Below are 23,806 nucleotides of genomic sequence, written 5' to 3'. Positions count from 1 at the left end.
GCCGTCCCTTTTTTCGTTCAATTCGCCGCCTGGCGTGAGCTGGCCGCGGTGACCGGCGGTGATAATACCCGCTCCAGCACTTCAGCTTCCAGTTCCGCCAGCCTGGCCGAACCTTTGCGGCGTGGCCGCGGCAGATCGATGCTCAGATCCAGTCCGATGTGGCCCTCTTCAATCAGGATCACCCGATCCGCCAGCGTGATGGCTTCGCTGACGTCGTGCGTCACCAGCAGTACGGTAAAACCGTGCTGTTGCCACAGTGTCTCTATCAACCCTTGCATCTCGATGCGCGTCAGGGCATCCAGCGCCCCGAGCGGTTCGTCCAGCAGCAGCAGGCGGGGGCGGTGGATCAGCGCGCGCGCCAGGGCGACCCGCTGCTTTTGTCCACCGGACAGCGCCGCCGGCCAGTCGCGGGCGCGATCCGCCAAACCGACTGCGTCCAGTGCCTGCAGCGCCGCGTCGTGCCAGTGGCCGCGCAGCCCCAGGCCCACGTTGTCGATCACCGTTTTCCACGGCAGCAGGCGCGCATCCTGAAACATCAACCGGGTATCCTCTTTGGCGGCGGCAAGCGGCGCGTTGCCGCTGAGCAGCGCGCCGCTGCTGGCCTGTTCCAGGCCGGCTAACAGGCGCAGCAGGGTGCTCTTGCCGCAGCCGCTGCGGCCGACCACCGCCACGAACTGCCCGGCGGAAATGCGCAGCTGAATATTGTCCAGCACCGTGCGGTTGCCGTAACGTTTGCCGATGGACTCCAGCGTCACCGGCGTGCCTTGTGCAAGGCGAGCGGGAAGGGTCATAGCGCTTCTCCCTGTTTCAGTTGATAGGCCGGATGCCAGCGCAACCAGACGCGCTCAAGCAGCTGCGCGCCCACGTCCGCCAGTTTGCCGAGCAGGGCGTACAGCACGATCGCCACCACCACCACGTCGGTTTGCAGAAATTCACGCGCGTTCATCGCCAGGTAGCCGATGCCCGAATTGGCCGAGATGGTTTCGGCGACGATCAGCGTCAGCCACATGAACCCGAGGGCGAAACGCACGCCGACCATAATCGACGGCAATGCGCCCGGCAGCACCACCTGCGTGAACAGGCGAAAACCGCTCAGACCGTAGCTGCGCGCCATCTCCAGCAGGCCGCGATCGATGTTTTTGATGCCGTGATAGGTATTGAGATAAATCGGGAACAACGTGCCGAGCGCCACCAGAAAGATCTTGGCGGATTCATCGATGCCGAACCACAGGATCACCAGTGGGATTAGCGCCAGGTGCGGCACGTTGCGGATCATTTGCACCGAACTGTCCAACAGGCGTTCACCCCAGCGCGACAGCCCGGTAATAAAGCCGAGGATCAGTCCGATGCTGCCGCCGATGCCAAAGCCGATCAACGCGCGCTGGCTGCTGATGCTCAGGTGCTGCCACAGTTCGCCGCTTTGGCTCAGGCGCCAGAAGGCGGCCAGCACCGCACTCGGCGCCGGCAAAATGCGGTTGGACAGCCAGCCGGTTTCGACGGCGACTTGCCAGATGATCACCAGCGCCAGCGGCAGCGCCCAAGGGGCCAGCCGGTACAGGATGCGTTGCGCGTTCTTTGCCATCGGGGCGCTCCTCAGCTCTGCGACACTTTTTGCGGAACATAGATGTTGGCCACCACTTCGCCCTGCGGGCGCACCGGTTGAAGGCGCGCGGGCGTTTCCTCCTGCGCCAGATCGAGGTGCGGGAACAGCAGTTCTCCGACGCGGTAGGCCTCTTCCAGATGCGGATAGCCGGAGAGAATAAAGGTGTCGATGCCCAGATCGGCGTATTCCTGCATGCGCGCCGCGACCGTCGGGCCATCGCCCACCAGCGCGGTGCCGGCGCCGCCGCGCACCAGGCCGATGCCGGCCCACAGGTTCGGGCTGATCTCCAGGTTGTCCTTCTTGCCGCCGTGCAGCGCCGCCATGCGCCGTTGGCCGACGGAGTCGAAGCGCGCAAAGGCCTGCTGCGCGTTGGCGATGGTTTCCTCATCGAGGTGGGCGATCAGCCGATCGGCGGCGCGCCAGGCCTCTTCGGTGGTTTCCCGCACGATGACATGCAGACGGATGCCGAAACGCACCTGTCGGCCCTTCGCCGCCGCTTTGGCGCGCACCTCTTCGATCTTCTCTTTGACCTGCGCCGGCGGCTCTCCCCAGGTGAGGTACATTTCTACCTGCTCGGCGGCCAGATCCTGCGCGGCGGCGGAGGATCCGCCGAAATAGAGCGGCGGGCGCGGTTGCTGCACCGGCGGGAACAGCAGCTTGGCCCCTTTCACCTGAATATGCTTGCCGTCGAAATCGACGGTTTCGCCTTCCAGTACCCGGCGCCAGATATGAGTGAACTCGGTCGAGGCCTCGTAACGCTCTTCATGACTGAGATGTAACCCCTCCGCCGCCAGCTCTTCCGGATCGCCGCCGGTGACCAGATTGAACAGCGCGCGCCCGTTGGACAGGCGATCCAGCGTCGCCGCCTGACGCGCCGCCAGCGTAGGGGAGATGATGCCCGGCCGCAACGCGACCAAAAATTTCAGCCGCTGGGTGACCGGGATCAGCGAGGCGGCCACCAGCCAAGAGTCTTCGCAAGAGCGACCGGTGGGGATCAGCACACCGCCGAATCCCAGCCGATCCGCCGCCTGGGCGATCTGCTGCAAGTAACCGTGATCGACGCTGCGAGCGCCCTGCGCGCTGCCAAGATAGTGGCCGTCGCCATGGGTGGGTAAAAACCAGAAAACGTTCAGGCTCATCGTCAATGTTCCCCCGTATTTATTGCGCGCTTGGGCGCCAGATGCGTTGCGAGATGTCGACCTTCACCGGCACCAACCGGTTGGCGTAAAACAGGTCGGCGGTTTGCTGCTGCGCGGCGATCGTATGCGCATCGAGCGGTGTGATGGCGGTCGGAGGGCGGTGATCCAGATAGCTGGCGATCACCGGTTCCGGCAGCCCCATGGCGTTGGCCAGCAGGGTCACGCTTTGCGCCCGGTCGCTGCGGGTGAGTGCATCGGCCTGGGTTAGCACCGTCAGGACCTGGCTGATAAAGGCGCCATTGGCTTCGACATAGGGGCGCGCCGCCAGATAGAAGGAACCGGTCTGATTCAGATCGGTGCCGTCGCCGAGCACCCGCACGCCGCCCTGCAGCAGCGCGGCGGAATAATAAGGATCCCAGATAGCCCAGGCATCGACGTTGCCCTGCTGGAATGCGGCGCGCGCATCGGCGGGCGTCAAATAGGCGGGCTGGATATCCGTAAATTTCAGTCCGGCCTTTTGCAGCGATCGCAGCAGCAGGTTATGTGAGCTGGATCCTTTCTGGAACGCGACCTTATGGCCTTTCAGATCGGCGACGGTTTTGATCGGGCTATTTTCCGGCACCAGGATTACTTCGGCCTTCGGTTTGGGCGGCTCAACGCCGACATACAGCAGATCCGCGCCGGCGGCCTGCGCAAAGATCGGCGGAATATCACCGGTGCTGCCCAGATCGATGCTGCCGACGTTCAAGGCCTCCAGCATCTGCGGGCCGGCGGGAAATTCAATCCAACTGATGCGGGTGGCGGGGAAGCGTTCCTCCAGCAGCCGGTGGCTTTTCGCCAGCACCAGACTCACCGATCCTTTCTGGTAACCGATGCGAAATTGCGCCGGATCCTGCGCGACGGCGGCGTTGGCCCAGACCAGCGACAGCAGGCCGGTGAAGGCCGCGGCGCTCAGCCAACGTCGCAAAGCGTTGCGTTGTTTCATTCAGGCCCTCCTTTTCCAGGCATGTCAGGCGGTTTGACGCGCCGTCAGCGGCGAGGCGACGCGCAGCGCGGGCGGTTTGCGGCGGCCAAGCGCCAAATAGAAACTGGCGAGCGCCTCTTCCAACCGGGCGGCCACGGCGTCGGTGAGCGTGGCGCTTTCGCCGGTCAGTTGGATCTGGCTGTCGTCGGCGAACACGCCGTGCAGCACCTCTTGCGCTTTCAGCGCCGCCAGCACCGGTTTCAGCGCATAGTCCACCGCCAGCATGTGGCCGACGGAACCGCCGGTCGCCAGCGGCAGCACCACCTTATGATCCAGCGCGCGTTCCGGCAGCAGGTCCAGCAGGGTTTTCAGCGCGCCGGAGAACGACGCTTTATAAACCGGCGTGGAAATCAGCAGGCCGTCGGCCTGCGCCAGCTGCTCGGCAAACGCCTTGATCGCCGGACTGTTGAAGTTGGCGTACAGCAGGTCTTCGGCGTCAAAGTCGTGCAGGGTATAGGCCGTCACTTCCACCCCTTGCTGCCGCAGCCAGTTCTGACTCAGCGAGAGCAGCGCGGCGGAACGTGATGGGATACGTGGGCTACCGGCCAGTGATATAACGCGCATTGCCACTCCTTATAACTAAAAGTTAGGTTTAATTAGAAAATCAATGGGAAGTGTTTTAAACCTACCAGCAACCGGGCGCGTTGTTTAAATCTCATTTTTTGATTTGGATATGCGCAAAAGCGGATTGGCGCCGATTTGGCGGTGAAGTGGGAAAACGATTGCGTAAAAACGGCTTTTTTTGCCTTTAATCAATTCCAATTAGGCGGGGGATACCGGATAATACGCCCCCGGTTTGCAACCGGGAAATCAGGAGAGTCCATGTACTACCCCCTCATCAGGAAAGCGTTGTTCCAGCTCGATCCGGAGCGCGCGCACGAAGTGACCTTTCGTCAGCTCAGCCGTATTACCGGCACCCCATTAGCGTTTCTTGTCCGTCAGTCCGTGCCGACCAAACCGGTCAGCTGCATGGGGCTGTCGTTTAAAAACCCGCTGGGATTGGCCGCCGGTCTGGATAAAAACGGCGAATGCATCGATGCGTTCGGCGCGATGGGCTTCGGCCATGTGGAAGTCGGCACCGTGACGCCGCGTCCGCAACCGGGCAACGACAAGCCGCGCTTGTTCCGCGTGGTTGAGGCGGAAGGCCTGATTAACCGCATGGGGTTCAATAACCATGGCGTGGACAATCTGGTTGAAAACGTTAAGAAATCCCATTTCGGCGGCATTCTTGGGATCAATATCGGCAAGAATAAAGACACGCCGGTCGAGCAGGGAAAAGACGATTATTTGATCTGCATGGATAAAGTTTATCCGTATGCCGGATATATCGCGATTAACATCTCTTCACCGAATACGCCGGGGTTACGATCCTTACAGTATGGCGAAGCGCTGGACGATCTTTTGGCTGCGATTAAAAATAAGCAGCAGGAATTACATGCGCGGCATCACAAATATGTGCCGGTGGCGGTAAAGATCGCGCCGGATCTTTCAGAAGAAGAATTGATCCAAATTGCCGATAGCCTGGTGCGGCATAATATCGATGGCGTGATCGCCACCAATACCACGTTGGATCGAAAATTGATCCAGGGGTTGAATTACTGCGAACAAGCGGGCGGGTTAAGCGGGCGTCCGTTGCAATCACGCAGCACCGAAGTGATCCGTCGTCTCTCCACCGAACTGCAGGGGCGCCTGCCGATTATCGGCGTAGGCGGCATTGATTCGCTGACGGCGGCGCGCGAAAAAATGGAGGCCGGCGCGAGCCTGCTGCAAATTTATTCCGGATTTATCTATCACGGCCCGCGTTTGATTAAAGATATCGTTACCCATATCTAATATTTTTCCTCTCATTTTATTCCGGGGGTTTATTTCTGCCCCCGGCTCGTCTATATTTTGTTCGTTAGCATAAATATCGTTCGCGGAATTATCCGATGTTTAAGCTATTTTATCGGTGATAAAATCGCCTTTTAGGGTGAGTGCGGCATTGGCATAGGCAGCGAGAAGGATACGAAATGAAGATAAAACCTGACGATAATTGGCGTTGGTATTTTGATGCCGAACACGATCGGCTAATGCTGGATTTAGCTAATGGTATGATCTTTCGTTCACGTTTCCCGGCCAAAATGTTAACGCCGGACGCCTTTGATGAATGCGCTTTTTGCGTGGATGACGCCGCCCTTTATTTCACCTATGAAGAACAGTGCAAGCAGGTCAAGCTGAGCCATGAACAGCGCGCCGAGCTGGTGTTGAATGCGCTGGTCGCCTATCGCTTCCTGAAACCGCTGATGCCAAAGAGCTGGCATTTCTCGCAACAACACTACCCGTTGCAGCCGAAAAACGGCGAACTGGCGGCAGTGAAAGTGATGGAAAGCGGCGCGGAAGCGCGTTTGCTGGTGGTGGAGGCCGGGGATAACGCCAGCCTGTGCCTGCTGGCGCAAAATCAGCTGACGGTCGCTGGCCGTACCATGGTATTGGGTGACGCCATCAAGGTGATGCACGATCGGCTGAAACCCTGCGCGCAGGATGAAAGCGCCGCCCCGGCTTACGACAGGGCGGTATAAGGCGGATTACGCCAACGTCAAATCACTTTTCGGGATGCAGCTGCAGCACAGGATGGTGCCGTTGTCGCCCAGCGCGCTTTTCTTCAGGGGCGCGACTTCACCGCTCAACAACGTAATGCGGCAGCTGCCGCAAATTCCGGCGCGGCAGGAGTAAGGTACGCGGATGCCTTGCTGTTCCAACTGCTCGAGCAGGATCTGCTGGTTATTGCCGGTAAACACCTTGCCTTCATATTCGATCGTGACGCTGTGCGCGCTGTCTTGTGGCGCCTGCACGCTCTCCACCACTTTCCCGGCGCCATAAGGGCGCGGCGGCTTGGTCGACAGCACTTCCACCGTATCGCCCACGCGAATGATGCCGCTGTTGCGCGCGATCATATTCTGGCCAAAATCGATGTCGCCGTTGTCGGCGGAGCGGAATTTTTGCAGCGTGCTGAGCGGTTCGCCGCTCGGGTGCTTGCGGCCACGCTCGGTGCTGACGGTGGTAAGCACGCAGCGGCTGCTGGGTTTCACCAGATCGAACATCACGTCACCGACGCGGATCACCTGCCAGCCGTCTTCAGCCCAGGCGGTGGCGCCGCTCACCACCAGATTGGGGCGGAACTGCTCTAGCTTGATGCTGCCGGGGCAGCGCTGTTGCAGATCGTTGAACGAAGCCTGGTTAATCAGCAGATAAGGGTAGCCGTCGGCAAACGTCAGCGGGATTTCAGGGTGTTTCTTGACCCGGCGGGTCAGCTCCGGTCCCAGCCAGCGCAGCTGCACGTCGCGCTGGAAATAGCCGCTCAGCCAGCGGTTGATCTCATCTGGCGCAGTCAGCGCGGTGAAATGGTTGCCCCATACCTCGGTCGGCTGCGGCGCGGCGGCGAAGTCGCTGAAGCGAATGGCGGCGCTTTCACCGTCCGGCGCGGTCAGAAACAGCCCATCCGGCAACAGCGCCGGCGTGAACAACACCATCTGCGGATATTGGCGCGCGGTAATAAAGGTGCCGTCCGGCTCGGTGATCATAAAGTTGCGGTCGAAGGCCAGACCGCTGCTGCCGACCTGGGCGTAAGAAAGCTGCAGGCCGCGCAGTGATTTAACCGGATAGACGTAGAGTTTGGAAAGCGTGATCACCCTTATCTCCGTGCGATGATTAAATAGAAGGGAGCAACTTTATGACAAGCGGTGCGGATTAGCTATAATGCGCAACAATTTTCTTTTTGGTGATAAGTACGATATGAACTCTCTGTTTGCCAGCACGGCGCGTGGATTGGAAGAACTGTTAAAAAGCGAGCTGGAAGCGCTTGGCGCTCACGACTGCAAAGTGGTGCAGGGCGGGGTACATTTTCAGGGTGACGATCGTCTTCTGTACCAAAGCCTGCTGTGGAGCCGCCTGGCTTCGCGCATTCTGTTGCCGCTGAACGAATTCCGCGTGCACAGCGACCTGGATCTGTACCTTGGGGTGCAGGCGATCGACTGGCCGAGCATTTTTGGCGTGGATAAAACTTTTGCCGTGCATTTCAGCGGCGTGAACGAAGAGATCCGCAACAGCCAATATGGCGCGCTGAAGGTGAAAGACGCCATCGTCGACAGCTTCACCCGTAAACTTGACCAACGCCCGACGGTTGCCAAGCAGCAGCCGGATATTCGCGTTAACGTCTTCCTGCAACGCGATATGGCCAGCGTGGCGCTCGATCTGAGCGGCGAAGGCCTGCATCAGCGCGGCTACCGCGATCTCACCGGCCAGGCGCCGCTGAAGGAAAACCTGGCGGCCGCCATCGTGCTGCGCTCCGGCTGGCAGCCGGGCACGCCGATGCTCGATCCGATGTGCGGTTCCGGCACGCTGTTGATCGAAGCGGCGATGATCGCCGCCGATCGCGCGCCGGGTCTTCACCGTCAACACTGGGGCTTCAGCGCCTGGAATGGCCACAACGCCGAACTGTGGCGTGAAGTCACCACCGAAGCACAGGTTCGTGCCCGCCGCGGTCTGCAGGAAACCGCCTCTCGCTTCTTCGGTTCCGATATCGATCGCCGGGTGATTGAGATGGCGCGCGGCAACGCCCGTCGCGCCGGCGTCGCCGAACTGATCACCTTCAACGTCGGCGACGTCGCGCGGTTGACCAACCCGCTGCCGGAAGGCCCGCACGGTACCGTGATCAGCAACCCGCCGTATGGCGAGCGTCTGGAAAGCGAACCGGCGCTGATCGCGCTGCACAACATGCTGGGCCGCGTGATGAAAAGCGCCTTCGGCGGTTGGCAGCTGTCGCTGTTCAGCGCCTCGCCGGAGCTGTTGAGCTGCCTGCAGCTGCGCGCCGAGCGCCAGTTTAAGGCGAAGAACGGCCCGCTGGAGTGCGTGCAGAAAAATTATCAGCTGGCGGCAAGCCCGGCCGGTGCCGCTACCGGCGGCGTGCAGGTGGCGGAAGATTTCGCCAACCGTCTGCGCAAGAATTTGAAGAAGCTCGACAAGTGGGCGAAGCAACAAGGCATTGAATGCTACCGCCTGTACGATGCCGATCTGCCAGAATACAACGTCGCGGTGGACCGCTACGGCAGCAAGGTGGTGGTGCAGGAGTATGCGCCGCCGAAAACCGTCGATGCACAGAAAGCGCGTCAGCGCCTGTTCGATGTGATCAACGCGACGCTGGCGGTGCTGGAGCTGCCGTCGAATCAGCTGATCCTGAAAACGCGCGAGCGGCAGAAGGGCAAAAACCAGTACGAGAAACTGGCGCAGAAGGGCGAGTTCCTGCTGGTGGAAGAGTATAACGCCAAGCTGTGGGTCAACCTGACCGACTATCTCGATACCGGCTTGTTCCTCGATCACCGCATCGCGCGCCGTATGCTGGGCGAGATGAGCAATGGCAAGGACTTCCTCAACCTGTTCGCCTATACCGGCACCGCCAGCGTGCATGCCGGGCTGGGCGGCGCGCGCAGCACCACCACGGTGGACATGTCGCGCACTTATCTGGAATGGGCGGAGAAGAACCTGCGCGCCAACGGCCTGACCGGCCGTCAGCATCGATTGATCCAGGCCGACTGCCTGTCGTGGTTGAGCAACGCCAACGAACAGTTCGACGTGATCTTCATCGATCCGCCGACCTTCTCCAACTCCAAGCGGATGGAGAACACCTTTGACGTGCAGCGCGATCACCTGGCGCTGATGAAAGATTTGAAACGGTTGCTGCGCCGCAACGGGACCATCATGTTCTCGAACAACAAGCGCGGTTTCCAAATGGATATGGCAGGGCTGAGTGCGCTGGGCCTGGAGGCGAAAGAGATCACCGCCAAGACGCTGTCGCAGGACTTTGCCCGTAACCGTCAGATCCACAACTGCTGGCTGGTGACTCACGCCGGCGAAGGAAAATAATTACTATGTCGTTAATCAGCATGTCCGGCGCCTGGCTTTCTTTCAGCGATGCGCCACTGTTAGACAACACCGAAATTCATATCGAAGACAACGAGCGCGTGTGTCTGGTCGGGCGCAACGGCGCCGGTAAATCTACGCTGCTGAAGATCCTCGGCAAAGAGATCCCGCTGGATGACGGCCGGGTGATCTACGAACAGGATCTGATTGTGGCGCGCCTGCAACAGGATCCGCCGCGCAATATCGGCGGCAGCGTGTTCGACTTCGTGGCGGAAGGCGTTGCGGAGCAGGCAGAACACCTGAAGGCGTATCATGCGATTTCCCACCTGGTGGAGAGCGATCCGAGCGAGAAAAACCTGGCGCGCATGGCGCAAATCATGGAGATCCTCGATCACCAGGGACTCTGGCAGCTCGACAGCCGCATCAGCGAAGTGCTGCTGCAGCTGGGGTTGAACGGCGACGCAGAACTTTCCTCGCTGTCCGGCGGCTGGCTGCGTAAAGCGGCGCTGGGCCGTGCGCTGGTGAGCTCGCCGCGCGTATTGTTGCTCGACGAACCGACCAACCACCTGGATATCGAAACCATCGACTGGCTGGAAGGTTTCCTGAAAGAGTTCGACGGCAGCATCGTCTTCATCTCGCACGACCGTTCGTTTATCCGCAACATGGCGACGCGCATCGTCGATCTGGATCGCGGTAAGCTAGTTTCCTGGCCGGGCAACTACGATCTGTACCTGCAGAGCAAAGAAGAAGCGCTGCGGGTGGAAGAGCTGCAAAACGCCGAGTTCGATCGCAAGCTGGCGCAGGAAGAGGTCTGGATCCGTCAGGGCATCAAAGCGCGCCGTACCCGTAACGAGGGCCGCGTACGCGCGCTGAAGGCGCTGCGCGTCGAGCGTTCAGAACGCCGTGAAGTGATGGGCACCGCCAAGATGCAGGTGGAAGAGGCGACTCGCTCCGGCAAAATCGTATTTGAGCTGGAAGACGTCAATTATCAGGTTGGCGAAAAAGTGCTGGTGCGCGGTTTCTCCGCTCAGGTGCAGCGCGGCGACAAGATTGCGCTGGTGGGGCCGAACGGCTGTGGCAAAACCACGCTGCTGAAACTGATGCTCGGTCAGCTGAAAGCCGACAGCGGCCGCGTGCACTGCGGCACCAAGCTGGAAGTGGCTTATTTCGACCAGCACCGCGCCGATCTCGATCCTGAGCGCACGGTGATGGACAACCTGGCGGAAGGTAAACAGGAAGTAATGGTCAACGGCCGCCCTCGCCACGTCTTGGGCTACCTGCAGGACTTCCTGTTCCACCCGAAGCGAGCGATGACGCCGGTGAAGGCGCTGTCGGGCGGTGAGCGTAACCGCCTGCTGTTGGCTAAGCTGTTTCTGAAACCGAGCAATCTGCTGATCCTCGATGAACCAACCAACGATCTCGACGTCGAAACGCTGGAGCTGCTGGAAGAGCTGATCGACGGCTATCAGGGCACCGTGCTGCTGGTCAGCCACGATCGTCAGTTCGTTGACAACTCGGTGACCGAGTGCTGGATCTTCGAAGGCAACGGCGTGATCAATGCCTTCGTCGGCGGTTACTACGATGCGCATCATCAGCGCGCGACGGCGAAACCGATTCGTCAGGCGGCGCCGAGCGCGAGCAAACCGGCGGCGGAGAAAAAGGCCGAACAGCCGAAGAAAACGGCGGCCAAGCTGAGTTACAACCTGCTGCGTGAGCTGGAACAGCTGCCGCAGCGGCTCGAACAGCTGGAAGCGGAAATCGAAGCGCTGCAGGCGCAGATGAGCGACGCCGACTTCTTCACGCGGCCGCATAGCGAAACGCAAGAAGTGCTGACGGCGCTGGCTGATGCCGAGCAAGCGCTGGAACAGGCTTTCGCCCGTTGGGAAGAGCTGGAAGCGATGAAAAACGGCTGACCGTTGCGATGCCGCCCGCGCGCTGCTGCGGGCGGCATCGACGTGCCGGTGAGCGACGTTATTTAGGAGGAATATGGTGTGTTCCCACAACAATCATCAGCAGCATAGTCATTCCGCACCCTCGGCGGCGCAGCAGGATAACCTGATGCTGTGCCCGCAGTGCGACATGTTGGTGGCGCTACCGCCGCTGGCCTATGGCAGCAAAGCGGTATGCCCGCGCTGCAAAACCACGCTCAGCGCCCGCTGGGACGAGCCGCGCAAGCGGCCGATCGGTTACGCGCTCAGCGCCTTGTTCATGCTGGTGCTGGCCAACATTTTCCCGTTTATCAACATGCGCGTCGCCGGCCTCGGCAACGAAATCCGGCTGATCCAAATCCCGGAAGTGATGGTGGCGGAAGACTACGCCAGCATGGCCACCTTGTTTATGGTGTTCGTGCAGCTGATCCCGGCGTTTTGCATGGTGGCGATTATCCTGCTGTGCGCCAGAGTGCGCTTGCCGCTGGGGCTCAAAGAGTGGATGGCCCGGGTGCTGTTCCAGTTCAAAACCTGGTGCATGGTGGAGATTTTCCTCGCCGGGGTGCTGGTCAGCTTCGTCAAGCTGATGGCCTATGGCGATATCGGCATCGGCAGTAGCTTCGTGCCTTACTGCCTGTTCTGCCTGCTGCAGGTGCGCGCCTTCCAGTGCGTGGATCGGCGCTGGTTGTGGCAGGACATCGAACCGGCGCCGCGACTTAATCGCCCGCTGACGGTGGGGCGCACCGGCATGCGCCAGGGCGTGCGCTCTTGCGCGTGCTGCACGGCGATCTTGCCGGCCGATCAGGTGCGCTGTCCGCGCTGCCACACCAAGGGCTACGTGCGGCGTCGTCACAGCCTGCAGTGGACGCTGGCGCTGCTGGTGACCTCTGTCATGCTGTATATTCCGGCCAACCTGATGCCGATCATGGTGACCGAGGCGTTGGGCAACAAGATGAACTCCACCATCATGGCGGGGGTGATCCTGCTGTGGGGGGACGGCTCTTATCCGGTGGCGATGGTGATTTTCATCGCCAGTATCATGGTGCCGTCGCTGAAAATGTTGGCGATCGGCTGGCTGTGCTGGGATGCGAACGGCAGGAAGAAACCGCGCGCCGACAGCGAGCGTATGCATCTGATTTATGAAGTGGTCGAATTCGTTGGCCGTTGGTCAATGATCGACGTGTTTGTGATCGCCGTGTTGTCGGCGCTGGTGCGAATGGGGCAGTTGATGAGCATTTATCCCGCGACGGGCGCCGTGCTGTTCGCGCTGGTGGTGATACTCACCATGTTCGCCGCCATGACATTTGATCCCCGGCTGACCTGGGATCGCGCAAGTGAAACAATCAACAAGGAGCCGCAAGGTGACGGAAAATAATCATAGCGTCGCGGACGTCGAGAAGATCAAACGCTGGTCGCCGGTGTGGATCATTCCCATCGTGACCGCGCTGATCGGCGCCTGGATCCTGTTTTACCACTTTAGCCATCAGGGGCCGGTAGTGACGCTGGTGACTACGACGGCGGAAGGGCTGGAAGCGGGTAAAACCAAAATCAAAAGCCGCAGCGTTGACGTCGGCGTGGTGGAAACCGTCACGTTGAGCGATGACCTGAGCAAGGTGATGGTGCAGGCGCGTCTTAATTCCGGCATGGAGAAATTGCTGCGCCAGGATTCCGCCTTCTGGGTGGTGAAGCCGCAGATCGGCCGTGAAGGCGTTTCCGGGCTTGGGACGCTGCTCTCCGGCGCCTATATCGAACTGCAGCCGGGCAACAAAGGCAAAGACGGTAAAGACAACTACCAGCTGCTCGACGCGCCGCCGCTGGCCTCTCCGGATGCCAAAGGGCTGCGTATCGTGCTGGACAGCGAGAAATCAGGCCAGCTTAACGCCGGCGATCCGGTGCTGTTCCGCGGTTATCGCGTCGGGTCGGTGGAAACCAGCTATTTCGATCCCAAAGCGCGCGCCATGCGCTATCAGCTGTTCATCACCGCGCCTTACGATCAGTTGGTCACCACCAACGTGCGCTTCTGGAAAGACAGCGGCGTGGCGTTTGACATGTCGGCGCAGGGCATGCGGGTAGAGATGGGATCATTGACCACGCTGTTCAGCGGCGGCGTCAGCTTCGACGTGCCGGACGGCTGGGATCGCGGCGAACTGGCGAAAGAGAAGGCGGAGTACCAGCTGTTCGACAACCAGCGCAGCACGCAGGATTCGCTGTATACCGTACATAAGGATTACCTGCTGTTCTTCTCCGACTCGGTACGCGGCCTGCAGCCGGGCGCGCCAGTCGAGTTCCGCGGCATCCGTCTGGGTACGGTGGCGCAGGTACCGTTCTATAAAGACGGCATGGCGCAGCGTCTGGATAACGATTACCGCATTCCGGTGCTGATCCGCATCGAGCCGGATCGCTTCCAGAAACAGCTGGGCGGCAACTTCGATATCGAAGGGCACTTGAAAGACGCTGAGTCCCGCGGCATGCGCGCCTCGATGAAGTCCGCCAACCTGCTGACCGGTTCGCTGTATATCGATCTCGACTTCTATCCGCAGGAGAAACCGTGGAAAGGGCCGCGCGAGCTGTTTGGTTATCCGCTGATGCCAACCACCAGCGGCGGTCTGGCGCAGATCCAGCAGAAACTGATGCAGACGCTGGACAAGATCAACGCGATGCCGATCAATCCGATGATCAACGAGGCGACCAAGACGCTGGCGGAAAGTCAGAAAACCATGAAGTCGACGCAGCAGACCATGAAGTCGTTGAACGACATCATCGCCAGCAAAGAGATGCAGGCGCTGCCGCAGGACATGCAGAAAACGCTGCTGGAGTTGAACCGCAGCATGAAAGGGTTCCAGCCAGGTTCGCCGGCTTACAACAAGATGGTGGGCGACATGCAGCGCCTCGATCAGGTCTTGCGTGAGCTGCAACCGGTGTTGCGCACCCTGAATGAGAAGAGTAACGCGCTGGTGTTTGAAGCCGCCGGCAGTAATGACCCTCAGCCGAAGAAGGCCACGAAATGATGAAATGGATCCCGGTAGCCCTGGCGCTGTTGCTTAGCGCCTGCAGCAGTTCGCCACAGAAGACTTACTATCAGTTGCCGGCGCTGGGCGCGCCGGCCGCGGCCAGCAGCAGCGGCGCCTCCACGCGCCAGCTGTGGCTGGAGCACGTGAGCGTGGCGGATTATCTGGCGCAGAGCGGCGTGGTGTATCAGACCAACGACGTGCAGTATGTGATAGCCCAGAACAACCTGTGGGCCAGCCCGCTCGACCAGCAGCTGCAGCAAACGCTGGTCACCAACCTGAGCAGCGCGCTGCCGGGTTGGGTGGTCTCTTCGCAGCCGATGAGCAGCGATCAGGATGTGCTGAACGTGACCATCAGCGGCTTCCACGGCCGTTTTGACGGCAAGGCGATCATTCGCGGCGAGTGGGTGCTGAACCGCCAGGGGCGCTTGATCAAACGGCCTTTCAGCCTGGAGCTGAAACAGGGTGAAGACGGCTATGATGCCCTGGTGCGCACTCTGGCGCAGGGGTGGCAGCAGGAAGCCCAGGCTATCGCCGCACAGATGGGCGGCATTTAGTCATAATTTGGTCTAAAATCGTCTAATCCCTGTCGCCGTGGAAATTCGTTTTTTCTCGCTGGCAGGGATTTCTATTTCATTTCAACTGGTTAACTCCTTCCCCGGCAGATCAGCCACTTAGCACTTTCCTCGGGCGTAGCTCACAAATATGACATTGGCGTGAATTTTGCGCATTGATCTTCTCTTCTTTTAGCGCTATTGATTACTCGTGGCTGCGCAAAAAGCAGCCATTGTTTTCTTTCCACCAGACCAAAATGAGGGAAACGAGGCATGAAGAGACAGAAACGCGATCGTCTGGAAAGGGCGCATTCGAGAGGGTATCAGGCAGGTATTTTAGGGCGTTCCAGGGAACATTGTCCCTACCAATCATCGGTGGACGCCCGGTCTCAATGGCTGGGAGGTTGGCGAGAAGCCATGGAAGACAGGGCTGTGACCGCTTAAGCGGCTCCCTGTCAAATAAAAGGAATAACCTCCGCCCTTTGGCGGAGGTTTTTGTTTCAGGCGTTTATTTATCCTGCCAGCGCTTCAGCAAAATACTCGCATTCACGCCGCCAAAGCCGAAGCCGTTTGATAAGGCGTAGGTCATATTCATCGATTCCGCCTGTTTCGCGACCAGATGCAAGCCTGCCGCCGCCGGATCGGGGTTATCCAGATTTAGCGTGGCAGGGGCTATCTGATCGCGCAGAGCCAAGGCGGTAAAGATGGTTTCCAGCCCGCCGGCGGCGCCCAGCAGGTGCCCCGTCGCTGATTTTGTTGAGGTCACGGCGACAGTCCCGGCCGTGCCAAACAGGTGTTTGATGGCGTTGATTTCGCCCAAATCCCCTACGGGTGTCGATGTCGCGTGCGCATTTAAATGCTGTACCTCCTCGGGAACGACGTTCGCCTGCTTCAACGCGATTTTCATCGCCCGATAGGCGCCGTTGCCGTCTTCAGCGCCGGATGTCATGTGGTAGGCGTCGGCGCTGGTGCCATAGCCGACGATTTCCGCGAGCGGGGTGGCGCCGCGCGCCAGCGCGTGTTCCAGCGTTTCAATCACCAGCATGCCGGCGCCTTCCCCCATGACAAATCCGTCCCGGGCGCTGTCGAAGGGCCGAGAGGCCTGTTGCGCCAATTCGGCTGGAGCGGTGGACATGGCGCGCGCGGCGGCGAACCCGCCCAGGCTGACGGTATCTATAGCGGCTTCGGTACCGCCGCACACGGCGATATCGGCTTCATCATTGCGGATCATACGCACTGCGTCGCCAATGGCTTGCACGCCGGCGGCACAGGCGGTGACCGGCGCGCCAATCGGCCCCTTGAAGTGGTGTTTGATTGAAACGTGGCCGGCCGCCAGATTGACCAGGAATGAGGGGATGGTGAACGGCGACAGCCGTTTGGCGCCGCGGCTGTCGGTTGTGCGCACCGCCTGGGCAATCGCCGGGAAACCGCCAATACCCGAGGCAATGACGGTGGCTGTGCGCTCTTGTTTTTCGTCCGTATCGGCTATCCAGCCGGCCTGACGAATGGCTTCATCCGCCGCCGCCATAGCAAACAGGATAAAGCGGTCCATTTTCTTTTGGTCCTTGGGGGCGACGGAGGCGTCGGGGTTGAAGCCCGCTTCAGCATCTTGCGCCAGCGCCGGGACTTGTCCTCCGACCTTGACCGGTAAATCTGCAACGATCTCGTCAGGCAACGCTCGAATGCCGGATTCTCCTTTTAACAAACGTTGCCAGATGGCTTCAACACCGCACCCTAGCGGTGAAACGGCGCCCATGCCGGTAATGACGATACGACAATTGCTCATGATGGCTCCTTGGTAAATTCGGGTAAATCGGCGAGGCGCCGCTGCCGCATCAGTTCGGCGCGTTGATATATGCCATCGCTTGCCGCCGGCCCTGGCGCCAGCGTAATGAACTGCGGCGGCACCGGCTGTTGGGTATCACGATTGACCAACTGGACTTGGATCGGCCGATTGTTGCGTCCGTCGACCAACAGGGCGCTGACGTCCCCGTCGGTCAGATGATTGTTGCCCCATTGTGAGAGCGCCGCCAACACCGGGAGAAAATCGTTGCCGCGCTCAGTAAGCAGGTAGTGATAGCGCACCGGCCGCGTTTGATAACGTTCTTTATACAGAATGCCGTGGGCCACCAAATCCTTCAGGCGACGCGCCAGTAGCGTGGGTGACATCCCCAGACTTTGTTGGAATTCGTCGAATTTGGACAACCCCTGAAAGGCATCACGCAGGATCAGAATGCTCCACCATTCCCCGACGCGATCTAATGAACGCGCGACGGGGCAAGGTGCATCGCTAAAGCGGGTTTTTTGCATACCTTTCTCACTAAGTACAATAATTGTAGTTACTATGCTAGTCATGTTAGAGGATCTTGAGGGGCAAGAGAATAACCGGATGCAAAAAAAGCGCTATTGCACTGATGCGGGGAGTGAGGGAGGCCGTCTTTCAGGCTGCCTATTGCTTTGGCCGCTTCGGGCAAGAATAGGGTAGAGACCTATGAGGGAAGACATTTCGGTGAAGGGCGATGAAATAAGGTACACCCAGCATCAATGCCAACGTGATGAGATATTCCATAACGCCGACGGCGGCTAAAAGAAGATGCGGATAGTCTTTGAAAGCCGGGAAGGGTAAGAGAAAGAAATGCCATCACGTTTCGACGTGATGGCATGCGAAGAGCGTTAGAAGAGAAGGCAGTGGCCGCCTTCTCGCCAGCGTGATTAGAATGCGGTGGTATCTTTGAACAGGCCCACTTTCAGATCGGTGGCGGTATAGATCACTTCACCGTCAACCAGCACTTCGCCATCGGCGACACCCATGATCAGTTTGCGGGTAATGACGCGTTTGAAGTTAATACGATAGGTTACCTTCTTCGCGGTTGGCAGCACCTGGCCGGTGAACTTGACTTCACCGACGCCCAGCGCGCGGCCTTTGCCTTCGCCACCCAGCCAACCGAGGTAGAAACCGACCAGCTGCCACATCGCATCCAGGCCCAGGCAGCCAGGCATGACCGGATCGCCGATAAAGTGGCAACCGAAGAACCATAGGTCAGGATTAATATCCAGTTCCGCTTCCACATAACCTTTGTTGTGAGTCCCGCCGTCTTCGGTCATTTTGACCACGCGGTCCATCATCAACATGTTACCCGCCGGCAACGGTGGGCCACCGGCGCCGAACAGCTCGCCACGGCCGGATGCTTCGAGGTCTTCTTTCGTATAGGAATCGCGTTTATCTACCATGTTCTCAGTAAGCCTTATTTTAATGAAGGACGCAGGTTAGCTAACACGTGTACGCTGAACAAGTCCGATCAGCCGTGGTTGAACCAGTTGAGCCAGCGTAGCGGCCACGGACGGCGGCGTTCCTGCAGGCTCACCTGCGCAATCCGTTCCTGAATGGCCGCCAACAAATTCGGCTGTTGTTCGTCAGAGTAGAGGCAACCTGTGAGCAAAGGCAAGGCTTCCGCCGCGCTCTCTACCGCCCACAGATGGAATTGCCCTTCGCGTACCGCGTCGACGATATCCTGGCGCAAGCACAGGTGGCGCACGTTGGTTGCGGGCAAGACGACACCCTGTTTGCCCGTCAGGCCGCGGCGTAAACAAACCTCGAAGAAACCTTCGATCTTTTCGTTAACGCCACCTATCGGCTGTACGTTGCCAAATTGGTCGACGGAGCCGGTGACGGCGATCTGCTGGGTGATCGGTTGCTGTGACAGGGCGCTGATCAATGCGCACAGCTCAGCCAGCGAGGCGCTGTCACCGTCCACTTCACCATACGATTGCTCAAAGACGATGGAAGCGGAGAAGGGCAGTTGCTGATCAAGATCCAGTTCGGCGATCAGGAACGCCTGCATGATCATCATGCCTTTAGCATGCAGGTTGCCGCCCAGTTCGGCTTTGCGCTCGACGTCGGTGAACTCGCCGTCGCCGAGATGCACAACGCAACTGATGCGCGACGGTTCACCAAAGCTGCGTGGATGGCCCGGATAATCCAGGACTGACAGACCGTTGATCTGCCCGACCACTTCGCCCTCGGTCTCAATCAGGATCTGACCCAGCTCGATCTCATCCTGCATACGCTCGGCCAGATAGCTTTCACGCCATTCGCGGGCATTTAACGCCGCTTCAAGCGCTTTGGCCGTAATGCGGTCCTCTTCGGCATACAGTGCGGCTTCGGACAGTTGCTGGCCAAGCCAAACCGGCGAAAGTGGCAGGATGCCCTGGTCGCCACTGTAACGCACTGCCTGGACGAGCAGCGGCGGCCAGGCGTCGGTCGCCAGCATCGGCAACTGCTGGTCGGCAATCACGCCGTTGACGTAGCCGCACCACTGCGTCATATCATCAATTTCAGTCAGCTGCAGGTCGTCTTCGAATTCACCGTAGATCGCTTGTTCACTCAGCTCAGGCTCGATATCGTGAAAATCGGCCAGGCCGTGACGATCGCCGACCACAATCAGCCGAAGATCCAGCGGCATCGGTGGAATGGCTACCGGCAGCGGGCGGGTTTCGTCTGGCGAAACCCAATGGAACTCACGCTGGCCGATCATCTGCTTCAGCCGCAGCCACAGTAACGGCTGAGCAAGCAGCGCACGTGCCGACAGAATCAGAATGCCGCCGTTGGCCTGGTGCACCAGACCCGGCTGTAGGGTAATGTCGCCATTGTGGATCCGTACGCAGCCAAACAGCTGTTCCGGTTCAATCCACTCCTGGAACAGGCAAGCACCGCCGGCGGCGAAAGGTTCATCGCCACGGCTAGCCGGTTCTACGCTGACCTTGCCATCGTGAATGACATAGTGGCTGCCGCAGCATGCCGTGTTTTTCGGCAGCAGGGGTTTGACGGCGTTAGCAACCAGTTCCAGATACTCTCGCGTTTCTTGCGCTTTCAACAGCATGAAACGCGGTGGCGATTGAGGGTGGCAAAATAGCGTCAGGGCATTTTCCAGCCGAGGCTGAATGGCGGAAAAGGGCACGGGTGCCAACTGAGCGGCGGTATCAAATATCGCCTGATAAGGCGTTACGTCCGGCAATAAAGATTGCCATTCAAGTCGGTTATTGGTCAAAGTGTTAGATGCAATCGTTAAAAAGGGAAAGGGCGATTATACAAGAATAACGGCGGCTTGATACATGCGGAGTGCCAGTTGGCATCAGGGAGTTTGACATCACGCGGTGACTGTGCAAAAAACAGTCTAAAAGACGGCTTAATTGCCGGGGAAATTCGGCGCAAAGCTGTTATGCTTATTTGAAGTTACGCGGTCACTGAAGAGCTCAAGATGAAATATCAGCAACTGGAAAATCTAGAGAGCGGTTGGAAATGGAAGTACCTGGTGAAGAAGCACCGGGAAGGGGAGCTTATTACCCGCTACATTGAAAACAGCGCTGCTCAGGAAGCGGTTAACGAGCTGCTGAAGCTGGAAAATGAGCCGGTAAAGGTACTTGCATGGATTGCCGCTCATATGAATCCGGAACTGGATAACCGGATGAAGCAAACAATCCGCGCCCGCCGCAAACGTCATTTTAACGCAGAACATCAGCATACGCGTAAAAAATCTATCGATCTGGAGTTTTTGGTTTGGCAACGATTAGCTGCCCTGGCGCGCCGCCGTGGCGTTACGCTTTCGGAAACCGTCGTGCAACTTATCGAAGACGCTGAACGCAAAGAAAAGTATGCAAACCAGATGTCATCGTTGAAAGAAGACTTGAAGGCGATTCTTGGCAAAGATCCCAAGTAAGTGCGTGAGAGCGCCTTTGTGGCGTTTGGCCTTGAAGGGTTGTGGCAACAACAATAGGACGAAAAAAAACCCCGCTAGGCGGGGTTTTTTATTAGGCGAGTAAACTTAGCCCTGAGGCTGAGTTACAACGTCTTTGATACCTTTAACTTCGATCTCTACGCGACGATCTGGTGCCAGGCAAGCGATCTGAGCTTTGGTAGCGCGGCCAGATTTGTAGCCACAGGTGTTGCCAGTAACTGCATCTGCTTCACCCATACCACGTGCAGAGATTTTGTCTGACGGGATGCCTTTGGAGACCAGGTAGTCAACAACGCTTTGTGCGCGCTGTTCGGACAGTTTCTGGTTGTACTGGTCAGAACCAACGGCGTCGGTGTAACCCAGAACAACTACAGAACCGTCTTTAGGATCCATGGAGCTCAGCTGGGTGTACAGCTGATCCAGAGCCTGCTGGCCTTCTGCTTTCAGAGTAGACTTGTTGAAGTTGAACAGCACGTCAGACTTCAGAGTGAAACGCTTGGTTTCAACAACTGGAGCTGGAGCTGGTGCTGGTGCTGGAGCAACTACGTCATCCTGACCGAAGCGGTAAGAAACGCCCAGGCTCAGCATGGTGTTGTCTGGACGTGCGCCAACGGTACCTGCGTCACCGATGTTGCTTACGAACTGGTAATCCAGGCGAGTAGCCCAGTTTTTGGTCAGTGCGTATTCAACACCAACAGCAGCCAGCGGAGAAACGCCGGTGTCGTGGTCGCTCAGGCGCTGGCCAGTACGGCCGTAGTTAGCTTTGGAGTCTGCACGCCATACCATACCACCCAGACGAGTGTAGATGTCCAGATCGTCAGCAATTGGGTAGCTCAGTTTAGCGGCCAGTTGAACGCCCTGCGCTTTGAAAGCACCGTTGTTCACGCTGCCTTTGTAAGGCATGCGGCCGAGCCAGTCATAGCCCAGCTCGAAGCCCAGGTATTGGTTTGCCTGGTAGCCCAGGAACGCGCCGGCACCCAGCTGATCTTTGTGGGTTGGGCCGTTGCCGATACCGTTCTGGTAACCGTTACCGTAGAAACCAGTGTCGTGGTACTGGGACCAGCCCAGTTTAGCACCGGTGTACCAGGTGTTATCTTTTGGAGCGGCTTGCGCTACGGTAGCGAAACCTGCCAGTGCCACTGCTAATGCGATAGCTGTCTTTTTCATTTTGCGCCTCGTTATCATCCAAATAGGCAATGAGCTTTAAAGCTGTTTAAGCCCTTGGTTAAATTCCTTCGCCAAGGTTTAAGCCCTCGTTTGTTACTCGCCAGTTTTTCTGACGTTATAGAGCAACCTTGGCGATGTAAAGTCTACAACGTGGCGCGAAAGTTACAAGTGTGATGTGATAAGGCTCTAAAAAAAAACGCGGAATCGTACATATTTGCTAACATTCTTTGCCTAAAAAAACGGCGATTCATCGAGCGTTTTTGCTTGCCAAACCGCAGCCGGACTAGCTTTGTGCCTTCCCACGCAAAGGTTCCGCTTAGGGGGTGCGAAAATGATGGGAAAAATCCTAAATTTACTTAATGATACAAAGAAGAGTGAATTTTTAGGGTGGAACAGTGTCCGTGAGTCGGGTTAATGTCACGTTGAGGCCGCATGATAAACCCATAGGCATTACCCAATTCTGCCGCACGTCTTAATTTTAGACGATCCTCCTCCGTTAGCTCAGGCAACCAGCCGAGAACCACGCTGTAATTTCCCGTTTGCAGCGCTTTTTCCATTGCCTCGACCGTATTCACCGGGCTGATCTGGCTCAATTGCATCATCTTATCTACAGGCAGGCCGGATTGCTGCAGCCATTGTTTGCTTAATTTTTGCTGCGGCGTTAGCCACAGAAGCCAGCGAGACTGTTTGCCCAGTTGTTGCAGCAGGGGCAACAGCAATTGGGCCACTGCGGGCTGGCGCTCGTTGTAAACAAGTTCACTGATCAAGCCATTTTCTTTGCCGACATCCGTGTTCTTCGCAACATTGCGCGCTGTATAAGAGCCATGGCCGAAATGAGGTTGGTAGAGTGATTGAGTACGCATAAAGTTCCCGCCCGTCGTGTTACTGTATGTTTATACAGTATCCCTGATTTAGGATAAGATCAACCCAAATTTTCGTAGCGGCTCGCATAATTGCGATCATTTTTTGTACCGATGATTTTTGTGATTGGCAGGCGGGCGGATAGTGCGTATTTTTCTAATTAGTTGTTCACGTTACTTTTTTCATTGATGAGAGAAATAATACGGCCAGAACCTAAAAAGGAGGAACGCTATGAAAAGGATGTCGACGAGAAGAATCGCGCAGGCTAAAAATTGCTTTGCGGCGCTGGGAGCCATCACAACACGGTCACAGTTTGGTGGCTACGGCCTGCTGGCCGAGGGGGTAATGTTTGCGGTGATAGCGGACGGCGAGCTGTACTTGCGGGCTACGGCGAGCATGGAACCGGCCTTTCGTGCCAGAGGGATGGTCAATATGGTCTACTCCAAGCGTGGAGCGCCCATCACTTTGCGTTATTACTGGGTTGACGAGTCGCTGTGGCGGGAACGCAACGAGCTGGTGGGGCTGGCCTGGCAGGCTGTCAGGGAGGCGCGCCGGGAGCAGCGGCTTAAGGCTGGCGATCACGGCCGACTGAAGGCATTGCCGAATATTGACGTTAATATGGAACGTCTGCTGTGGCGAGCGGGCATTCGCAACGCTTATGACCTGCGGCTGCATGGCGCCAAACGCAGCTATCTCCGTTTATTGAAACAGCAGACTAATTTGGGGCTACGAGTGCTGCTGTCGCTGGGCGGGGCGATAGCCGGTTATCATCAGGCGGCGTTGCCGGCCGAATTACGCAGCGAGCTAGTGCGTTGGTTCGATCATACGATGGCGATGCGCCGCCATGGGCATGAGCCGGTTATTCAGGGCCCATCGAACGGGCCCTGAATAG

22 protein-coding genes are annotated in these 23,806 nt (G+C 58.3%); 10 read left to right on the top strand and 12 right to left on the bottom strand.

Annotated elements, in window-relative coordinates; all coding sequences use genetic code 11:
• Positions 1-17: 17 nt before the first annotated feature.
• From ssuB to ssuE, 5 genes are read right to left on the bottom strand one after another with little or no spacing between them, the layout of a single operon-like run.
• The gene (gene ssuB / locus BVU99_RS19505; protein WP_025302296.1) at positions 18-791 is read right to left on the bottom strand and encodes an aliphatic sulfonates ABC transporter ATP-binding protein; all 774 of its coding nucleotides are present in this window, start codon (positions 789-791) and stop codon (positions 18-20) included.
• A complete protein-coding gene (gene ssuC, locus BVU99_RS19500; RefSeq protein ID WP_033650683.1) occupies positions 788-1,582 on the bottom strand; it encodes an aliphatic sulfonate ABC transporter permease SsuC in 795 nt (264 codons plus the stop codon). The genes ssuB and ssuC overlap by 4 nt, the downstream gene beginning before the upstream one ends.
• Positions 1,583-1,593: 11 nt before the next feature.
• A complete protein-coding gene (ssuD, locus tag BVU99_RS19495; protein ID WP_025302298.1) occupies positions 1,594-2,742 on the bottom strand; it encodes an FMNH2-dependent alkanesulfonate monooxygenase in 1,149 nt (382 codons plus the stop codon).
• A gap of 19 nt (positions 2,743-2,761) precedes the next feature.
• Positions 2,762-3,727 (bottom strand): sulfonate ABC transporter substrate-binding protein, encoded by a 966-nt coding sequence (locus BVU99_RS19490; protein ID WP_049295343.1) that lies wholly within the window; start codon positions 3,725-3,727, stop codon positions 2,762-2,764.
• A 24-nt stretch (positions 3,728-3,751) separates the two neighbouring features.
• A complete protein-coding gene (gene ssuE, locus BVU99_RS19485) occupies positions 3,752-4,330 on the bottom strand; it encodes an NADPH-dependent FMN reductase (protein ID WP_043137622.1) in 579 nt (192 codons plus the stop codon).
• Positions 4,331-4,588: 258 nt separating this feature from the next.
• Between ssuE and pyrD the strand changes: the two genes are divergently transcribed.
• Both pyrD and BVU99_RS19475 read left to right on the top strand, forming a co-directional pair.
• Positions 4,589-5,599 (top strand): quinone-dependent dihydroorotate dehydrogenase, encoded by a 1,011-nt coding sequence (gene pyrD, locus BVU99_RS19480; protein ID WP_019454516.1) that lies wholly within the window; start codon positions 4,589-4,591, stop codon positions 5,597-5,599.
• 176 nt (positions 5,600-5,775) lie between these two features.
• Complete coding sequence (locus tag BVU99_RS19475) at positions 5,776-6,324, top strand: cell division protein ZapC (protein ID WP_004928171.1); 549 nt, start codon at positions 5,776-5,778, stop codon at positions 6,322-6,324.
• Positions 6,325-6,330: 6 nt separating this feature from the next.
• Here the strand turns inward: BVU99_RS19475 and BVU99_RS19470 are convergent, their stop codons facing one another.
• Positions 6,331-7,434, bottom strand: a complete 1,104-nt coding sequence (locus BVU99_RS19470) for a YcbX family protein (protein WP_099817387.1) — start codon at positions 7,432-7,434, stop codon at positions 6,331-6,333.
• 103 nt (positions 7,435-7,537) lie between these two features.
• On the opposite strand from BVU99_RS19470, the gene rlmKL reads away from it, so the two are divergent.
• From rlmKL to rmf, 6 genes are all read left to right on the top strand, one after another.
• Positions 7,538-9,664 (top strand): bifunctional 23S rRNA (guanine(2069)-N(7))-methyltransferase RlmK/23S rRNA (guanine(2445)-N(2))-methyltransferase RlmL, encoded by a 2,127-nt coding sequence (rlmKL, locus tag BVU99_RS19465; RefSeq protein ID WP_025302302.1) that lies wholly within the window; start codon positions 7,538-7,540, stop codon positions 9,662-9,664.
• Positions 9,665-9,669: 5 nt separating this feature from the next.
• Complete coding sequence (locus BVU99_RS19460; RefSeq protein ID WP_049295345.1) at positions 9,670-11,574, top strand: ABC transporter ATP-binding protein; 1,905 nt, start codon at positions 9,670-9,672, stop codon at positions 11,572-11,574.
• 145 nt (positions 11,575-11,719) lie between these two features.
• Entirely contained in the window at positions 11,720-12,964 is a 1,245-nt protein-coding gene (gene pqiA, locus BVU99_RS19455) for a membrane integrity-associated transporter subunit PqiA (RefSeq protein ID WP_228988422.1), read from the top strand.
• Complete coding sequence (pqiB, locus tag BVU99_RS19450; RefSeq protein WP_025302305.1) at positions 12,951-14,597, top strand: intermembrane transport protein PqiB; 1,647 nt, start codon at positions 12,951-12,953, stop codon at positions 14,595-14,597. Before pqiA ends, pqiB begins: the two co-directional genes overlap by 14 nt.
• Positions 14,594-15,154, top strand: coding sequence for a membrane integrity-associated transporter subunit PqiC (pqiC, locus tag BVU99_RS19445; RefSeq protein ID WP_043137613.1), 561 nt, complete (start codon positions 14,594-14,596; stop codon positions 15,152-15,154). The genes pqiB and pqiC overlap by 4 nt, the downstream gene beginning before the upstream one ends.
• Before the next feature lie 270 nt (positions 15,155-15,424).
• Positions 15,425-15,595, top strand: coding sequence for a ribosome modulation factor (gene rmf, locus BVU99_RS19440; RefSeq protein ID WP_004928150.1), 171 nt, complete (start codon positions 15,425-15,427; stop codon positions 15,593-15,595).
• Between the two features lie 64 nt (positions 15,596-15,659).
• Here the strand turns inward: rmf and fabF are convergent, their stop codons facing one another.
• The 4 genes from fabF to BVU99_RS19420 all read right to left on the bottom strand — a co-directional run bounded on the left by fabF (position 15,660) and on the right by BVU99_RS19420 (position 20,199).
• Entirely contained in the window at positions 15,660-16,937 is a 1,278-nt protein-coding gene (fabF, locus tag BVU99_RS19435; protein ID WP_043137608.1) for a beta-ketoacyl-ACP synthase II, read from the bottom strand.
• Complete coding sequence (locus tag BVU99_RS19430) at positions 16,934-17,461, bottom strand: helix-turn-helix domain-containing protein (RefSeq protein WP_099817386.1); 528 nt, start codon at positions 17,459-17,461, stop codon at positions 16,934-16,936. The genes fabF and BVU99_RS19430 overlap by 4 nt, the downstream gene beginning before the upstream one ends.
• Positions 17,462-17,863: 402 nt before the next feature.
• Complete coding sequence (gene fabA, locus BVU99_RS19425) at positions 17,864-18,382, bottom strand: bifunctional 3-hydroxydecanoyl-ACP dehydratase/trans-2-decenoyl-ACP isomerase (protein ID WP_004928144.1); 519 nt, start codon at positions 18,380-18,382, stop codon at positions 17,864-17,866.
• Positions 18,383-18,450: 68 nt separating this feature from the next.
• Entirely contained in the window at positions 18,451-20,199 is a 1,749-nt protein-coding gene (locus BVU99_RS19420) for a Lon protease family protein (RefSeq protein ID WP_025302309.1), read from the bottom strand.
• A gap of 210 nt (positions 20,200-20,409) precedes the next feature.
• Here BVU99_RS19420 and matP point away from each other — a divergent pair, with 210 nt between their 5' ends.
• Positions 20,410-20,868 carry a macrodomain Ter protein MatP gene (matP, locus tag BVU99_RS19415; protein WP_004928138.1) on the top strand — a complete coding sequence of 153 codons (459 nt, stop codon included), beginning with the start codon at positions 20,410-20,412 and terminating at the stop codon, positions 20,866-20,868.
• Between the two features lie 105 nt (positions 20,869-20,973).
• Here the strand turns inward: matP and ompA are convergent, their stop codons facing one another.
• Positions 20,974-22,053 carry a porin OmpA gene (gene ompA, locus BVU99_RS19410; RefSeq protein ID WP_015377358.1) on the bottom strand — a complete coding sequence of 360 codons (1,080 nt, stop codon included), beginning with the start codon at positions 22,051-22,053 and terminating at the stop codon, positions 20,974-20,976.
• A 356-nt stretch (positions 22,054-22,409) separates the two neighbouring features.
• A complete protein-coding gene (gene sulA / locus BVU99_RS19405) occupies positions 22,410-22,916 on the bottom strand; it encodes an SOS-induced cell division inhibitor SulA (RefSeq protein WP_025302310.1) in 507 nt (168 codons plus the stop codon).
• A 229-nt stretch (positions 22,917-23,145) separates the two neighbouring features.
• Here sulA and BVU99_RS19400 point away from each other — a divergent pair, with 229 nt between their 5' ends.
• The gene (locus BVU99_RS19400; RefSeq protein WP_025302311.1) at positions 23,146-23,802 is read left to right on the top strand and encodes a TfoX/Sxy family DNA transformation protein; all 657 of its coding nucleotides are present in this window, start codon (positions 23,146-23,148) and stop codon (positions 23,800-23,802) included.
• Positions 23,803-23,806 lie beyond the last annotated feature (4 nt).

This window comes from Serratia sp. OLAL2, from assembly GCF_002752475.1.
Taxonomy (GTDB): Bacteria; Pseudomonadota; Gammaproteobacteria; order Enterobacterales; family Enterobacteriaceae; genus Serratia; species Serratia bockelmannii.
This window is presented reverse-complemented; position numbering and strand designations above follow the sequence as displayed.

Excerpts from the sequence above, each read along its gene's own strand:
- ssuB (WP_025302296.1), bottom strand. The coding sequence starts at position 791 with ATGACCCTTCCCGCTCGCCTTGCACAAGGCACGCCGGTGACGCTGGAG.
- ssuC (WP_033650683.1), bottom strand. The coding sequence starts at position 1,582 with ATGGCAAAGAACGCGCAACGCATCCTGTACCGGCTGGCCCCTTGGGCG.
- ssuD (WP_025302298.1), bottom strand. The coding sequence starts at position 2,742 with ATGAGCCTGAACGTTTTCTGGTTTTTACCCACCCATGGCGACGGCCAC.
- BVU99_RS19490 (WP_049295343.1), bottom strand. The coding sequence starts at position 3,727 with ATGAAACAACGCAACGCTTTGCGACGTTGGCTGAGCGCCGCGGCCTTC.
- ssuE (WP_043137622.1), bottom strand. The coding sequence starts at position 4,330 with ATGCGCGTTATATCACTGGCCGGTAGCCCACGTATCCCATCACGTTCC.
- pyrD (WP_019454516.1), top strand. The coding sequence starts at position 4,589 with ATGTACTACCCCCTCATCAGGAAAGCGTTGTTCCAGCTCGATCCGGAG.
- BVU99_RS19475 (WP_004928171.1), top strand. The coding sequence starts at position 5,776 with ATGAAGATAAAACCTGACGATAATTGGCGTTGGTATTTTGATGCCGAA.
- rlmKL (WP_025302302.1), top strand. The coding sequence starts at position 7,538 with ATGAACTCTCTGTTTGCCAGCACGGCGCGTGGATTGGAAGAACTGTTA.
- BVU99_RS19460 (WP_049295345.1), top strand. The coding sequence starts at position 9,670 with ATGTCGTTAATCAGCATGTCCGGCGCCTGGCTTTCTTTCAGCGATGCG.
- pqiA (WP_228988422.1), top strand. The coding sequence starts at position 11,720 with ATGCTGTGCCCGCAGTGCGACATGTTGGTGGCGCTACCGCCGCTGGCC.
- pqiC (WP_043137613.1), top strand. The coding sequence starts at position 14,594 with ATGATGAAATGGATCCCGGTAGCCCTGGCGCTGTTGCTTAGCGCCTGC.
- rmf (WP_004928150.1), top strand. The coding sequence starts at position 15,425 with ATGAAGAGACAGAAACGCGATCGTCTGGAAAGGGCGCATTCGAGAGGG.
- fabF (WP_043137608.1), bottom strand. The coding sequence starts at position 16,937 with ATGAGCAATTGTCGTATCGTCATTACCGGCATGGGCGCCGTTTCACCG.
- BVU99_RS19430 (WP_099817386.1), bottom strand. The coding sequence starts at position 17,461 with ATGCAAAAAACCCGCTTTAGCGATGCACCTTGCCCCGTCGCGCGTTCA.
- fabA (WP_004928144.1), bottom strand. The coding sequence starts at position 18,382 with ATGGTAGATAAACGCGATTCCTATACGAAAGAAGACCTCGAAGCATCC.
- matP (WP_004928138.1), top strand. The coding sequence starts at position 20,410 with ATGAAATATCAGCAACTGGAAAATCTAGAGAGCGGTTGGAAATGGAAG.
- ompA (WP_015377358.1), bottom strand. The coding sequence starts at position 22,053 with ATGAAAAAGACAGCTATCGCATTAGCAGTGGCACTGGCAGGTTTCGCT.
- sulA (WP_025302310.1), bottom strand. The coding sequence starts at position 22,916 with ATGCGTACTCAATCACTCTACCAACCTCATTTCGGCCATGGCTCTTAT.
- BVU99_RS19400 (WP_025302311.1), top strand. The coding sequence starts at position 23,146 with ATGAAAAGGATGTCGACGAGAAGAATCGCGCAGGCTAAAAATTGCTTT.